This window comes from Psychrobacter sp. TB20-MNA-CIBAN-0197, from assembly GCF_040309765.1.
GTDB classification, from domain to species: domain Bacteria; phylum Pseudomonadota; class Gammaproteobacteria; order Pseudomonadales; family Moraxellaceae; genus Psychrobacter; species Psychrobacter submarinus.
On sequence record NZ_JBEOPC010000722.1, the window covers coordinates 1 to 266 of the forward strand.

Genomic DNA, 266 nt, shown 5'->3' on the forward strand with positions numbered 1-266 from the left:
GGGTATCGGTGGCGGGGCGAATGGCGACCTGTACCTGACCATCCGGTTTGCGCCGCACCCGAAATTCGATGTCGAAGGCGAAAACCTGATCATCACCTTGCCCCTGGCTCCGTGGGAATTGGCATTGGGCACTGAAGTGGCCGTGCCGACCCTGACCGGCAAGATCAACCTCAAGGTCCCGGCCGGCAGCCAGAACGGCCAGCGCATGCGCGCCAAGGGCCATGGCCTGCTGAACAAGGCCGGCGAACGCGGGTATCTGTTCGTGC

1 protein-coding gene is annotated in these 266 nt (G+C 63.9%); it reads left to right on the forward strand.

Annotated features, from left to right (window positions below; translation table 11 throughout):
- Positions 1-266: DnaJ C-terminal domain-containing protein (locus AAEY83_RS15715; protein ID WP_351060433.1), on the forward strand; the 266-nt coding region annotated here is incomplete at both ends.